At 41.4% G+C, this 13,864-nt stretch carries 12 protein-coding genes and 1 pseudogene; 6 read left to right on the top strand and 7 right to left on the bottom strand.

The window, feature by feature from the left end; translation table 11 throughout:
• Nucleotides 1-68 precede the first annotated feature (68 nt).
• The 4 genes and pseudogenes from ACFFAP_RS04320 to ACFFAP_RS04335 form a co-directional block, all read right to left on the bottom strand.
• Nucleotides 69-989 (bottom strand): bestrophin family protein, encoded by a 921-nt coding sequence (locus tag ACFFAP_RS04320; RefSeq protein ID WP_375510067.1) that lies wholly within the window; start codon nucleotides 987-989, stop codon nucleotides 69-71.
• Nucleotides 990-1,593: 604 nt separating this feature from the next.
• Complete coding sequence (locus tag ACFFAP_RS04325; RefSeq protein WP_375510068.1) at nucleotides 1,594-1,980, bottom strand: VOC family protein; 387 nt, start codon at nucleotides 1,978-1,980, stop codon at nucleotides 1,594-1,596.
• 1,369 nt (nucleotides 1,981-3,349) lie between these two features.
• Nucleotides 3,350-3,727, bottom strand: coding sequence for a hypothetical protein (locus tag ACFFAP_RS04330; protein WP_375510069.1), 378 nt, complete (start codon nucleotides 3,725-3,727; stop codon nucleotides 3,350-3,352).
• A gap of 752 nt (nucleotides 3,728-4,479) precedes the next feature.
• A pseudogene (locus ACFFAP_RS04335) lies at nucleotides 4,480-5,598 on the bottom strand (NAD(P)/FAD-dependent oxidoreductase).
• A gap of 328 nt (nucleotides 5,599-5,926) precedes the next feature.
• On the opposite strand from ACFFAP_RS04335, the gene ACFFAP_RS04340 reads away from it, so the two are divergent.
• From ACFFAP_RS04340 to ACFFAP_RS04350, 3 genes are all read left to right on the top strand, one after another.
• Complete coding sequence (locus ACFFAP_RS04340) at nucleotides 5,927-6,769, top strand: YaaW family protein (protein WP_375510070.1); 843 nt, start codon at nucleotides 5,927-5,929, stop codon at nucleotides 6,767-6,769.
• On the top strand, nucleotides 6,751-8,130 hold the full coding sequence (locus ACFFAP_RS04345; protein ID WP_375510071.1) for an O-antigen ligase family protein: 1,380 nt from the start codon (nucleotides 6,751-6,753) through the stop codon (nucleotides 8,128-8,130). Before ACFFAP_RS04340 ends, ACFFAP_RS04345 begins: the two co-directional genes overlap by 19 nt.
• Before the next feature lie 315 nt (nucleotides 8,131-8,445).
• Nucleotides 8,446-8,964: a hypothetical protein gene (locus ACFFAP_RS04350; RefSeq protein ID WP_375510072.1), complete on the top strand. Its 519-nt coding sequence runs from the start codon at nucleotides 8,446-8,448 to the stop codon at nucleotides 8,962-8,964.
• A gap of 110 nt (nucleotides 8,965-9,074) precedes the next feature.
• Here ACFFAP_RS04350 and ACFFAP_RS04355 read toward each other — a convergent pair whose 3' ends face one another.
• Together ACFFAP_RS04355 and ACFFAP_RS04360 are read right to left on the bottom strand one after the other, a co-directional pair.
• Nucleotides 9,075-9,263, bottom strand: a complete 189-nt coding sequence (locus ACFFAP_RS04355; protein WP_375510073.1) for a DUF6887 family protein — start codon at nucleotides 9,261-9,263, stop codon at nucleotides 9,075-9,077.
• Nucleotides 9,256-9,450 (bottom strand): DUF6888 family protein, encoded by a 195-nt coding sequence (locus ACFFAP_RS04360; protein ID WP_375510074.1) that lies wholly within the window; start codon nucleotides 9,448-9,450, stop codon nucleotides 9,256-9,258. The genes ACFFAP_RS04355 and ACFFAP_RS04360 overlap by 8 nt, the downstream gene beginning before the upstream one ends.
• A 105-nt stretch (nucleotides 9,451-9,555) precedes the next feature.
• On the opposite strand from ACFFAP_RS04360, the gene ACFFAP_RS04365 reads away from it, so the two are divergent.
• The 3 genes from ACFFAP_RS04365 (at nucleotide 9,556) to ACFFAP_RS04375 (ending at nucleotide 13,130) form a co-directional block, all read left to right on the top strand.
• Nucleotides 9,556-10,077 carry a Ycf51 family protein gene (locus ACFFAP_RS04365; protein WP_375510075.1) on the top strand — a complete coding sequence of 174 codons (522 nt, stop codon included), beginning with the start codon at nucleotides 9,556-9,558 and terminating at the stop codon, nucleotides 10,075-10,077.
• A gap of 654 nt (nucleotides 10,078-10,731) precedes the next feature.
• A complete protein-coding gene (locus ACFFAP_RS04370; RefSeq protein WP_375510076.1) occupies nucleotides 10,732-11,925 on the top strand; it encodes an iron-containing alcohol dehydrogenase family protein in 1,194 nt (397 codons plus the stop codon).
• Complete coding sequence (locus tag ACFFAP_RS04375) at nucleotides 11,922-13,130, top strand: aspartate aminotransferase (protein ID WP_375510077.1); 1,209 nt, start codon at nucleotides 11,922-11,924, stop codon at nucleotides 13,128-13,130. The genes ACFFAP_RS04370 and ACFFAP_RS04375 overlap by 4 nt, the downstream gene beginning before the upstream one ends.
• A 289-nt stretch (nucleotides 13,131-13,419) precedes the next feature.
• On the opposite strand, the gene ACFFAP_RS04380 is transcribed toward ACFFAP_RS04375, so the two are convergent.
• Nucleotides 13,420-13,821, bottom strand: coding sequence for a transposase (locus ACFFAP_RS04380; protein WP_375510078.1), 402 nt, complete (start codon nucleotides 13,819-13,821; stop codon nucleotides 13,420-13,422).
• Nucleotides 13,822-13,864: the final 43 nt, after the last annotated feature.

The following is a 13,864-nucleotide window of genomic DNA, read 5'->3' on the forward strand; positions in this document are numbered from 1 at the left end:
AAAAGAAGATGGACGCCGCCAGATGAAACTTGACAGCTATAACCAAGCCTTGTAAGTTATTCCCAATCTCAACTTTTCTCATAAGTCAAATTACCTGGATGCGATCGCGCATTTGGAGTCAGAGTAATTAAATCGTCAATATTGCGTTTCATTGTCTCGCAAATTGTATCTAGAGGTAAGTCGTTAGGATCATAACCAAAGGGATTTTCTATCTCCAAGCCGATGGCTTCAATGCCAAATACTGTAAAACCAACGAAAGCAGCAATTAAACCTGTCCACCAACCCAGACTCTCCACTATTTGAAATGGGAACAAAAAACAATATAGTAACAATAATTGCTTCAGATGAATGGAATAAGCTAATGGCATAGGTGTTTTTAAAATACGTTCGCAAGCACCTAAATTATCCACCAGATTATTCAATAATTCTTGCATAGATGTTAACTGGTAGCTATTAAGGCAATTGCGATGATACTGCTTTTGTAAATAATCTCCTATCCAAAAGGCAACCTCTATGGGGGGATTATTCATAATCTTCAGTTTTATATACTTAGTAGATGGCATTAAATCCTCTAACTCGCTATTGACTGCTTCTCCCCGCAAATGTAATTTAGTTGTCACAGCAAAAGCTACCAATAAATTTAATGCTGTAATTTTATTGTCTTTATCTTCTGGAGAAATTTCGTCAATTGATACCCAAATTTGCCGGGCCAGATTACGGATATTATTTACTAAAGACCCCCAGCATTTTCTCCCTTCCCAAAATCGCTCATAAGCAGTATTGGTGCGAAATACAAGTAACAAACCTAAAACAATACTAGGAATAATACTTCCTAAAATAGGTTGGGATACAGGCAAATCAAAATGGTAAAGTATAGAAATAAAAAATCCGAAAGTTCCGCACCATAAAATATGTTTATAAATTGCTTTCATAACTGAACCTTTAAGTTGCAATTTAGTGCGTAGCCATGTGAGTTTTTCGGCTATCATGCAGTCACCCTAATAAAATATTTAGTGAACCGATAGATAAAATATCTATACTTTAAAAATAATAACTATAGTAATAGCACAATTGGCAAAGAGGATACTGTAAGAAATACTGTTGCGAAGATCACAAGATATGCTGGCGGTAATGACTGTATCTTACCTTCTGTTACAATCCTCTGAGGTAGGTAGGGGAGGCTGATCCCAAACGTATTGCGTTCTGTTATATAAAAGTCAAAAGCAATCGCGGCTAATTGTAAGGAAATGTAAATATTTCTCGGTAGCTGCATAAATCCCGCGCGTCACCCCCATAAATCGATAGAAGAAAAGATACATGGCTATTAATGATGGTTAAACAGCATTAGTCGGTATGATGTACCCCAGTAAATCAAAAACACGACTTACGCATTGAAAACCTGAAACCTCATTCGCGTAGCGTGCGCGAAGCGCACTCCCCCCTTGCCGACGCTCTAAGGGGGAAATTCAAAGTCTTTCTCCTAAAAAAACAGAGAAATAGAAGTGAGGTTTTGCAGATGGCCTGAATTGTCAGGTACTAATCCTGCCCTCTAAATTAAACCTTTAGACATAACTTATTTAGTTATGTCTTTTTTTAGCGGTTAGTCTCAAAACGTTGAATTTCAATTAAATAACCACTGGGATCACGTAAAAAACAGTGGTAAATGTTGTACTTTTCGTTTAGTGTAGGTGGCTTTTCAAATTCGATGCCACGTTCTTTGAGATATTCAAACCACTCATCTACCTGCTGTGTTACCAAGGTAAAAATGACACTTGATTGCTTGTCAGCTGGAGGAGTTGATATTTCGCTTGTTTGACACAATCCTAAGTATCCAGAACCACTGACAGTATAAATCCGACAGGTTCCTTGGTCAAGCCATAACTCCAAGCCTAGTTTTTGTTCGTAAAATTCTGTAGATGCATTGAGATTATGGGTATAAAAGAAGGTAACTTGCTGGTCGATTTGCGGATGAACAGACATAAATACATTTGAGTATATACCCTAACGACATCTGGCGATCGCATCGGTCAAAATTGATTGATGTTAGAAACCTGTTACTACTCCAGATGCGCTTAAGGCATCTGGAGTTTCTTTTTGGAAATAAGCGATGTCTACGACGGGCTGTTCGGTGTCGCAATTTTCCAAATCATCCGGATATGCCAAAGCACGGCTGAATAAGGATGCATACTGAAGTATCTATATCTAACATGGGGCATCACTTATTGATGTACCCCTCCTGCCAAACAACTCTCGCAAAACAGCCTCAGATTAACTGGGGCTGTTTTGCGTTACTTCCGACAGAGAAGTTGGCATTTTTGTCAATATGTAAGTCATAGCTGGTAAACGAGAAGCACAGTGGTTTGTCCTCATAGATTTTTATCTACATTTGAGTGTATACCCTGATGACGTAGGATTCTCTTACGGTGAAAATTTGGTATAGGTAAATGCGTATCTTTCCTGGCTCCAGATTTTTCACAAATATTTCTGGAGTTTTTTCATTATTGCTGTTTAAAATTACTCATCTAATCTAGACTCCAGTGGATATTTTACTTTTATTATGAACACGCACACTATATGTGCGGTAAAAGGATTACTAATTTCAGTCAAAGATTGAGTATTATTAGTGATTTATATAGGATTCATATTTGATTGCGTGAAAAAAACTCAGTACACCTTTATTCCTTCTTCCCAGTCCCCAGTCCCCAGTGTCTACGAGTAATTCAGGAATAAAATCGGATTGCTATATAACCTATTTATTAACTTGCATATTCAATCTTTAGAGTGCGTTAACGTAGGTGTAACGCACCTGAATTAGCTTGCTATTTTTTGTTTTCTTTCGCTAGGTGATATACTCCCAAAGCAACGCCTATTCCTAATACAGTACCAGCTAACTTATTGATATTCTATCAACTGACTCATGACAGTGAGTGTTTATAGATAAGGCAAAATAGTCAGCCCCAACTCTTGGAAACGCTGTTCGCGTTCGGGGAAGTCACGCATTCACGCATTCAAAATTAATAATCCCCATAAATAAATTTAGTTGCTCTATAATAATGACGCCGTATTTCTCTCTTGCGTTCGCCAAGGGCTAACCCGCAACGCGTCACTACATACATTTTTTCTCCATAAATAAATTTAGTTGCTCTGTACCATGAGTCTTTTTCGCTCAAGCGATCGCACTCTTAATCTTGACTCAATCAAAGTGCGATCACTGGTTTTCATAACCGTGGGGAAATCGAAGTCATTAGTCATTCATACTAATGACTAAGGACAAATGAGTAATGACTAAATCGGCGGGCGGCTATTCCTCTCACCCTTCTTGTTAGGATGGAATTCCCGCCAATTTTCGTTAACCAAACCAGTGAGAGGGTTCACAAGCTGGTTGAACTGTTTCATAAACACGATGGTTAATCCAATCTGACTTTTCTTGAACAATTAAACAAATGCCTTGGTGAATCAAATTCTGTAAATGTAGTTGCTGCTCTAAGGGTTTACGAGGCAATTTGTAATAAGCCAAGCTTCCTTCTTCAGCCTCCGCTAGCGGAAAATGTCCGTCAGACATCGCGCTGTAAAAGGAGGGAATACGGTTGAGGACGAAAGTAATTAACTGTTGGCGTAAGTCAGGAATTGCAAAGGCTTGTTGATATGGATGGTATGGATATGTATCCAAAACGCTTTCAATCTCTCTTACTATCGATTGCTGTGTTAAATTGACTACCGTTTTCATGATTTTTCAACTCCTTTTTTAATCCCAATAGGCTTAGTGTTCGTGATATTTTGCCCCGGAAGCTCCCCCCAACCCCCCAATTGATCGGGGGGCTGAATTCCCTCCTTTTTAAGGAGGGTTAGGAAGGAGCAAGTCTTAACTGAACTGTATTGCTAAAAACAAATTTTTGAGATGGTAACGTCGTCATGACAATCAGTTAGAAGTGATTCAACTGACAGATGCAATAGACACTGAAACTAGTACAGCACGGCGTAAATAGAGATACCATTCACAATCAGGGAAAAGCTGACAACACAAGCTTTTTGACTTTTGACTTTTGAATGAGTGACTTTTGCCTTGCGGTACTAGCCTTTTATCTTGGTAGAATATCAGACATTTGGCTTCGCTTATTTTAGTTAAAGTTTATACTGTTTTACAGCATGACTTCTTAAAGCAGCGTCCAATATGCTGGTAATTTCGCGACATTTTATATTTATAATCTTAATTATTTCAAATTTCTGCCTTTTTGGCAGAAATCTACATAAAATGCAGCATCAAGGTTAGGGGATCAAGCTTAACGGCAATAAAACAACTTGAATTAGGAACAAGTTTTTAATGAAGTTAAGATCTGTTGTTAATTTACATCACTTTTTAGAGTTGCGGCAAAATTTGCTGTTTCATCTAAAAAACTTATTTGTTGCATCTTGATTTAGTAACTCAGAAAGATAGCGACTCGCTAGACGGCAAAATCAGTCTAGTGACAGATGAAGGGATCAGACAAAAACGTTCAGAAAGTTCACATTATCTAAAGGTAGATGACGCAACTGATTATTAATTTCATTAGCAGCAGCTAATCCAGAAAGCATCGCACCTTCGGCAAGATTGCCGCCACACCAATCACCACAGCAAACTAAAGGTAAGGGAGTTCCGGCAGACAAAAAAGCTTCATGCCAAGGACGGCTAGGAAAGGCATAACGCCAACGATGTACTTGCATCCATTCGGGAGTATTCAGCCAAGGAAGGGACAGAGATTCAGCTGCTCGTTGCAACATAAGCTGTCCGACAGGTTGTAAATCCTGGAATTCTAGATGATGTTGGGCAAAATCAGTGCTACTTTGCAGCACAAAATGTGGTTGTTGAGGGTTAGGACGCTTGCTACTGTCCAAACCAATCCATGCTAAATCAGGATCATCCACAAAAGTTAGAGCTTTCCACTGAGGCAGGGGTTGAGATGTAGAAGGATATCCAGCGATCGCACTAATGGAAGGGTAAAATTCTACAGAACGCAAATTATTAAGAAAGACTGCATCCAATACACTTTCACCCAAAGGTGACAACAGCATCACAGCTTGGGGTGCAGGAATAGCGACGACTAAAGCTTTTGCAGTTAATTCTTCGTTACTGGATTCGAGAGTCAAACGCCAACTATTTTCGGTAGTTGAGGTAATAGGGATGACACGCTGATTCAGTAATATTTCTAAACCTGGGGCGAGGGATTTAGCGATGTCTGACGACAAGCCGCTTCGCGTCTACGCACTCATTCCTTCAGGTGCAACATATCGCGGACTGCGGTTTTTGGGTTCAGATAAAGGAGCGCCTGCTGTGAGTTCGTAAACCTCCTCTGTCCAAACTTCGAGGATATGGCGCGTAGACGCAAAGCGGCTTGTCGTTAGACACCGCAATATCTCCACAAAACGTCCCAACAATTCACCCTTTGGCTTCAGGTAACAAGCCCCATGATCCGCGCAAGTTCCATGTAAGCGGCGTGTAGCCAGCCTTCCTCCCAAACCACGGGACTTTTCCACCACTAGCACCGAATATCCAGCTTGACTTAACTGCTGGGCGCAGACTAAACCGGCTATTCCGGCACCAATCACTGCAATATCAGTCATGAGTCAATAGTCCCTAGTCATTGGTTATTAGTCTATAAGAGAAGGCAGTTCTTGCTGGAGGAAATAAGGAAGTATGAATGAAAACTTTAGTTCTGGGTCAAAAACCCAGTTTAAAAAGAAGATACTGGTACAAGCGGAAAGTGCCGCAAGATACAAAGTGTCCACAGCCTAAGTCCCACGCAGTTGCGCGTGGGTTACTCCTGCCTCCTGCCTTATGAATGGTCATTAGTTATTCGTTATTATCAAAGGACAAAATTACTACTAATGACTGCTGAAAGCTAATAGTAGAATAAGGTACACAAAGCTGCATGGAAGGGAGCAAGGGAAATTGGATGAAATGAGGGCGGCGCTAGAGTTAGCAACCGAAGAAGAATTGCAAGATTTAACAGCAATTCTATTTAGTCGTAAGTTCAATCCTCTAGACTATGTACACACACCCGAACCCATCGAAGTACAAAGCCAAGACCGCAAAGCTTGGTTAGATGCATTAGAGGGTCGCTTTCGCTTTTTGGCGGCAGACGGGATGACAGTATTGCGGGGACGCACAGGCCAGGTAACTTACCGAGAAGCGTTAGTTCACGTATGTAAGTATCTAAAAATTACCTATTCTAATCGGCTGGCAACCATTGATTTAGAAGCAGAAGTATTTTTGCATCTGCTAGGACAGGTGTGGAAAAAATTACCTGAACAGGAAAAGCAAAAATTGACTGTACAAGTGCAGCGTCAGCTTGTCAAATCAGAACTAAAAGAACCGCTACCACTTTTATTGCAACGTGACCCCTTAGGGTTACTTTTCAAAGGCGGTAGTGCAATCGCTGTTACTTCTATGCTCCAGCCATTTGTACTTAAGCAAATTGCCCGTCAATTTGCCATCCACTTTGCTACTTATGAAGTAGGCAAGCAAGCGGCGATTACAGGCTCAGAAGCAGCTGCAACGCAATTTCAAAGCTATGTAGCTATGCAAATGGCGCAACGGGGTATGACTGTGAGTGCAGCTCGTTATGGGGCAGCCCGCACTATGTTTGCTGTGATTGGACCGATAATGTGGACTTGGTTTTTTGCAGATTTAGGGTGGAGAGCGATCGCTACTAACTATGGTCGGATCATCCCGACTATTTTCACCTTAGCTCAAATTCGCCTCACTCGTGAGGAATGTTGGGAGCCAGCTTGAACAAGGTTTTTGACTATTTCAAGTCTCGTTGGCGATCTGCTTGGAACTACTCTCTATGGGCACTGTTAATCTTCCCATTGAGTCCTTTAATGGGGGCTGTGACTATCGGTTTTGTATCATTAATAACTTGGTTGAAACAATCCCGCAAAATTAGTCGCCGCCCCCTCAACTGGGGATTTGCCCTTTTGAGTGTCTTGCTGATCGTGAGTGCTGGGTTTGCCGATGACAAGACAGCAGCTTTCCTCGGCTTATTTAATTTATTACCCTTCTTTTTACTTTTCGTTGCCCATAGCGCCCTGATTCAAACATTTACTCAATTGCGGCAAATGGCTTGGGTTTTGGTGATCGGTTCTATGCCCCTGATAATTATCGGCTTGGGGCAGTTATTTTTGGGCTGGAGTTTGAATTTCGAGATTTTATGGGTTGTGTTGAATTGGATAATTGTACCAGGAGGAAATCCGCCAGGTCGCATAGCCTCACTCTTTTTGCACGCTAACACCTTCGCAGCTTATCTAGCGATAATTTTCATCCTTGGTTTAGGGTTGTGGCTAGAAAACTATCAGCAACTAATAGTCAAAAGTAAACAGTCATTTCTCCCCCATCTCCCCAGTACAGACGCGATTAATCGCCTCTCTATCCACTCCCCACTCCCCTTTCTCTTCCTAACCGTGGCGATGATTACAAATTTCATCGCCTTGATTTTTACCAACTCGCGCAATGGGTGGGCGATCACTATTTTTGCCTGTTTAGCTTATGCACTCTACCAAGGTTGGCGCATTCTTGTGGGTGGCGTCGCTGCGATCATCTCTAGTGTGCTTTTGGCAGCTTTTGCTCCCTCGCCAGTCGCTCAATTTTTTCGTCAGTACGTTCCTGCCTTCTTTTGGGCAAGGTTAAATGATGACATGTATCCAGATAGACCAGTCGCTTTAATGCGAAAAACTCAGTGGAAGTTTGCCTGGTCTTTGGCTCAGGAACATCCTTGGATTGGCTGGGGGTTACGCAGTTTTAGTGGACTCTACCAAGCTAAGATGCAGATTCCCTTGGGCCATCCCCACAACTTGTTTTTGATGTTATCTGCTGAAACTGGTTTTCCCAGTACTCTTTTATTTTGTGGCTTACTCGCTTGGATTTTGATTACAGGTGTCCAATTACTCCGAAAGTCAAAATATATAAATAAAGAAGACAGATTGATATTTTTCAGTTATCTTCTGGCTTTTGTTGGGTGGGTTCTATTGAATACAGTAGATGTAACCATATTCGATTTTCGTTTGAATGCATTTTCATGGTTAATTTTAGCTGCTATTTGTGGAGTAGTATATCGTTATAACATACATGACAAACTTGCATCTCATCCAAATTAGTCAGGAAATGACAAACAGCAACTTCAAATATCCATAATTTTATTTTCAGTGTATGCACTGGGGACATTTAGCTTTTCAAGTTAATAAGATTACTATATTCACGTCTGTGAGTGTGACTAATACTTAATTAGTTACTGTTGCTGATTGTTGGGAAGGTGTAGGGACAACCCTTTGGGATTTTCCTGCATGACGGGCATCTCTTGTAGATGCCCTTTTGTATATTTATTATTTTTCTTCAGTTAAACACAATTTTCAAATCTATTGATTTGACGGAATCTCTGAAATAATTTGAGCTTTCATAAAGGAATGTAAAACATGGTCACTGAAATGAAATTAGGTCTTTGTAACCCGCCAGAACCAATTTATTTGTATGTGAAAAGCGGAGAATTAAACGGGGAATCCTACTTGTGGTATAACTACGATATCAATAAGGATCAAACTATTCCTGTCCACCAAACAGGGCTAACTGGGTATATATCTGAACTGAAATTAAAAACGACAGAATTTAAGGGAAAGGACAACGTTAAGTTACACATCGTTGTTAGTGCGGATGAAGTTTATGTTGTTAGGACTGGGATAGAAACGAACTTTGCTAAAACTTTCCTTTTAGCTGCATCATGTGTCCAGGACTTTTCCAAGCCCCTGATTATCGCTGCAATTGCTGGAAAAGAGAATGTGGTTTTTTGTAACCTCTACGACGCGGCAACTAAAACCAGAATTCACTCTGAATGGAATAGAGATGCCGATTGGGTAGCAATCATTGATAGTGTTCAAACTAGGTTGCAGACATCTAAAAATTCCCATATTGTCTCTGGTGAGCCAATACTATTCTAGAAAAATTGGGGAGGCTGGGGAAGTTGGTTAAGCAATTTATTTCCCAGCTTTATTCACTACAACCTAACAAAATCGTATAGCTTCCTAACGGAGTGATAATTTTTTTTTAGCTATGGCTCTAAGCCTTGGTTACGTTTTTGTTGGATGACTTGTTGTAGTTCATCTACTGAATTGAGACGTTTACCATTAGCCTGAACGTGTAATGCTAGGGCGTGAATTGCTTCGGCATCGCCACGATTTTGTAAGATATAATCTCGCAATTGCTTGCGTGTCATTTCTCTAAAGTTAAGCTTATTCATAATCAACCTCTGCTTCTGGATTAATTACTACAACTGTCTTTTCACCTGCTATTACTACGATGTTATCTGTTCGCTCATCTAAGCTAACTATTGACTGTCTGTGGATGGATTTTTGGTTTCTTCCATTCTGAAGGTGCGTCCCGCACATGGACTGCTGACGACAAGCCGAGGAAGCATCTACGCACACAATATTCTGATTGGAATTAAAGACTACGATAACCCTTATGGTGTAAGCTCTCGGTAAAATGGGTGTGTCGGTAACGAAAAAAAAGACGCCTCCATAACCAACCTTATGCTCACAACAGCTAACTTTCTTCAGTACACCCAATGGTCAGGCATCGCTACCTCGCTATTTGCTGCCTTAACATTTTTGGCTTTTATTCTCAAATGGGGCATCCGCTTTCGGCTAGTGGGTACGACTGGCTTTATGCTGGTGCTGACGGCTGGTTTATTTGCACTTTCGATAGTCCCCTTGAGTCGGACTGTGATTCCAGGAGCAGCCCGGTACACTTTAGTTTATGACAATGGGTCAACACAAGCGGTGATTGCCACATCACCCCAAATTACACCCACACAATTAGAAGCAACTTTACGTCAAGCAGTTAGTAATCTGTTTTCTTCTGGTCGCTCAGGTACACGACAAGAGGACAAGTTGACAGTTCGCGCTCGTACCATTATCCACCCGGAACCAGGGACTTCTATACCAGTTTACTTGGGTGAGGCCAAGCGATCGCTCGTTTCTCGGGAAAATTCTGCGATCGCAGTCGAAATTTACACAGAAAAATTCGCCCAATTGCCAAAACCTACCGCTTAAGAAGCAGGAAGCAGAGGAGCAGGAACCAGAGGGGTAGGGGGAATTTTTGTACAAGTTTCTCCTTATCCCCTGTCTCATGCAAGAGGACAAAAATAATTTACCTGTTATCAGGATGACATAATTTATTTTGTATTTACCGATACATTAATAGTTATTTTTCGATTAAGATATTCACACTTTTAGTGGTTACACTTTGGGAAAAAGTTAATTAACGTGCAGGTAATGGGTACTGACAGTTGTAATTTGTCAGTTGTTATCCTAATTACCACTGTTGACATTTTCATAAGTCTTTGCAGCAAATGAATCAACTGTGGAGAGTACAGATAAATGTTCGACCCTACGCACGTATCCATAGCTGGAATGACCATCGATAGATTATTCAGTTCTCAATCCCTTTTCTTGAGAATCTGAGAATGGTAATGTTAATTAATTATACGGTTATTCAAAACTTTGATAGTTCGGAATTTCAAGCTAATGGGCATTATAGATTCAAGCAACTTCGTGAAACTACTCTGTATAGTTTATTGCTTGGCTCAAATCCAAATGAGTCGGATGTAAGGTTGGAGCCATCCAAAAAACAGTTTGGCAACAAGTATTCCTTATCACCAGTCTATTAGTATTAAGAAATATCAAGGTTTTGGCAAACTAGATTATATGTCTAATCAACTTTCTACTCAACCTTCTTTGTCTACTCAAACCTCTAATTCATTATTGACGCTCACAGTTGCCCCAGCAAAAGTAATCCGTGGTTCTGGGGTGTTGCAAGCAGCCGCAGCAGAGATCGCCTGTTTGGGAAGTCGTCCCTTAATTGTGGCAGGTGAATCTACTCTTGCCATCAGCCGAAAAAATTTGCTCCCAGTTTTAGAAACGCAACAGTTACATACTGCCCAAGCTTCATACAGTGCAGATTGCTGCGAAGCTAGCCTGAAATCTTTACAGAAGAAAGCAAAAGAACATAAAGCTGACGTAATTATTGGTGTTGGTGGTGGCAAAGCTTTAGATACGGCGAAATTAGTCGCGCATCAGTTACAGTTACCAGTGGTGACAATTCCGACATCAGCGTCTACCTGTGCAGCTTGGAGTGCCCTGTCGAATGTTTATTCGGAAAATGGGGCGTTTCTTTACGATGTGGGGCTGTCTCGTTGTCCCGATTTATTGATACTAGATTATGACTTGATTAAAACTGCACCACAACGGACTTTAATCGCTGGAATTGGTGATGCGATCGCTAAGTGGTATGAAGCCTCAGTTAGCAGTGGGCATTTGCAAGACACTTTAATTATTGCTGCGGTGCAACAAGCGCGAGTTTTGCGAGATATCTTATTGCAAAAGTCAGCCCCCGCCCTGAAAGAACCAGGTAGTGAGGTTTGGCGAGAAGTCGTAGACGCGACTGTTTTATTAGCTGGGGTAGTTGGAGGACTTGGAGGGGCACAGTGTCGCACAGTTGCGGCCCATGCCGTGCATAATGGTTTAACGCACATTTCAGGACATGGCAGTATTCATGGCGAAAAAGTTGCTTTTGGGATTTTGGTGCAACTGCGTTTAGAAGAAATGCTACAAGGCAATCAACTAGCAGGATCGGCACGGCAACAGTTGTTAAAGTTCTACACAGAAATTGGACTACCCCAAAAATTAAGTGATCTGGGATTGGGCAATATTACATTAGGCGAGTTGCAAACAGCCGCCGAAATTGCCCTAGTTCCTAATTCTGACATCCATCGACTACCATTTAAAGTCGCGCCAGAACAGTTGATGGCAGCAATGGTTTCCACCACTGCACCCATAGATAGTAGAGATACTATGAATCGAGTTTCGCCCAAGGGAATGAGTGACGAGGTTGAAGCATGAGTTTAAATTGGATTGTCCCAGCAGAACGTATACAAAAACTGCCACCCTATGTATTTGCCCGTTTAGATGAACTGAAAGCTAAAGCGCGGGAACAAGGGTTAGATTTAATTGATTTGGGTATGGGAAACCCTGATGGTGCAACACCAGCACCAGTTGTAGAAGCTGCGATCGCCGCTTTAAAAGATCCCGCCAATCACGGTTATCCTCCTTTTGAAGGGACTGCTAGTTTCCGCCGGGCGATCACCAATTGGTATCATCGTCGTTATGGTGTGGTTCTCGATCCTGATAGTGAAGCTTTACCGCTACTCGGTTCTAAAGAAGGTTTAACCCATTTAGCACTTGCCTACGTTAACCCTGGTGATTTAGTTTTAGTTCCTTCCCCAGCTTATCCTGCCCATTTTCGGGGGCCAGCGATCGCAGGCGGGAAAATCCACAGCTTGATTCTTAAACCAGAGAATGACTGGTTAATTGATTTAGCTGCAATTCCTGACGAAGTTGCAAGACAAGCTAAAATTCTCTATTTCAACTATCCCAGTAATCCCACTGCTGCCACCGCGCCCCGCGAATTTTTTGAAGAAATCGTCACCTTCGCCCGCAAATATGAAATTTTGCTGGTGCATGATTTGTGTTACGCCGAGTTAGCTTTTGATGGTTATCAACCCACTAGCTTGTTAGAAATTCCCGGCGCGAAAGAAATTGGTGTGGAATTTCACACCTTATCTAAAACCTACAATATGGCTGGTTGGCGCGTTGGGTTTGTGGTGGGTAATCGCCATGTAATTCAAGGTTTACGGACACTGAAAACTAACTTGGATTACGGCATTTTTGCCGCATTACAAACAGCAGCCGAAACCGCTTTGCAATTGCCAGATGTGTATTTGCATGAAGTACAACAGCGCTACCGTACCCGCCGCGATTTCCTCATTCAAGGGTTAGGAGAGTTGGGTTGGGATATCCCCAAAACCAAGGCGACTATGTATCTTTGGGTGAAGTGTCCTGTGGGTATGGGTTCCACGGATTTTGCCTTGAATGTGTTGCAGCAAACTGGCGTTGTTCTTACGCCAGGTAATGCCTTTGGAGTTGCAGGTGAGGGTTATGTAAGGATCAGTTTGATTGCCGACTGCGATCGCTTGGGTGAAGCTTTACATCGCTTCAAGCAAGCAGGCATCCGCTATCAACCTGAAGCTGTAGTCTCTGCTTCATAATTGAAGATAGCTTAACCAAATAATTACTAATTCGTAATTCTTGACTTTAGACAAAAAAGATTAGTTCATGTATGTCATACGCGAAAATAAAAATTCGCGTTACTTTTCTACCTCTTGGGCTGAGGTAAAAGAGTAAGACAATTATATTCCCTGAAAAATTACGCAGCTTTCTCCTGAAGCTTGTGCAATTTTTTTCCTTTCTTGAGGACAGGATGGTTAGCAATCGAATCAGCCGCAGGTTTCCCGATTATATTTACGCTTCATATCATGTCCGGAAAATGACTTACGATTAAACTCCGATTTTATTCCACCAATGAAAACTAGTTAACCCTTGAATCAAATCTTGCTGTTGAAGCAGAGATTGGCATCGATGAAATAAAGCTTCCTCCAAATCATCTAGGGTTTTAAATGATTGATTGGCGATCGGCTCATCAACCAAAGTCCACAATCTTTCTGCGGGTTGTAATTCGGGTGAATGAGAGGGCAAAAGTGTTAAATGTAACCCGAATGGAATTTTTAAATCATGGCTAATATGCCACCCAGCTCGGTCAACAGCTAGAAGAATGTGTTTTTTAGCACCTAATTCAAATTCACGCGCCAAGTCTGCTAAAACCTGATTAAAAAGTTCGGTATTGACGTATGGCAGAATCCACGCCTTTTGTTTCTCCTGTTTTAGGATGTACGAATGCATACTTTCCATTTCCATTTAAATCTCCAATTGACATTGGCAATTG

The organism is uncultured Nostoc sp., assembly GCF_964245575.1.
Taxonomy (GTDB): domain Bacteria; phylum Cyanobacteriota; class Cyanobacteriia; order Cyanobacteriales; family Nostocaceae; genus Nostoc.

Bases quoted from the DNA above. Each gene is read 5' to 3' on its own strand.
- ACFFAP_RS04320 (WP_375510067.1), bottom strand. From the start codon at position 989: ATGATAGCCGAAAAACTCACATGGCTACGCACTAAATTGCAACTTAAA.
- ACFFAP_RS04325 (WP_375510068.1), bottom strand. From the start codon at position 1,980: ATGTCTGTTCATCCGCAAATCGACCAGCAAGTTACCTTCTTTTATACC.
- ACFFAP_RS04330 (WP_375510069.1), bottom strand. From the start codon at position 3,727: ATGAAAACGGTAGTCAATTTAACACAGCAATCGATAGTAAGAGAGATT.
- ACFFAP_RS04345 (WP_375510071.1), top strand. From the start codon at position 6,751: ATGTTGGGAGCCAGCTTGAACAAGGTTTTTGACTATTTCAAGTCTCGT.
- ACFFAP_RS04350 (WP_375510072.1), top strand. From the start codon at position 8,446: ATGGTCACTGAAATGAAATTAGGTCTTTGTAACCCGCCAGAACCAATT.
- ACFFAP_RS04355 (WP_375510073.1), bottom strand. From the start codon at position 9,263: ATGAATAAGCTTAACTTTAGAGAAATGACACGCAAGCAATTGCGAGAT.
- ACFFAP_RS04365 (WP_375510075.1), top strand. From the start codon at position 9,556: ATGCTCACAACAGCTAACTTTCTTCAGTACACCCAATGGTCAGGCATC.
- ACFFAP_RS04370 (WP_375510076.1), top strand. From the start codon at position 10,732: ATGTCTAATCAACTTTCTACTCAACCTTCTTTGTCTACTCAAACCTCT.
- ACFFAP_RS04375 (WP_375510077.1), top strand. From the start codon at position 11,922: ATGAGTTTAAATTGGATTGTCCCAGCAGAACGTATACAAAAACTGCCA.
- ACFFAP_RS04380 (WP_375510078.1), bottom strand. From the start codon at position 13,821: ATGCATTCGTACATCCTAAAACAGGAGAAACAAAAGGCGTGGATTCTG.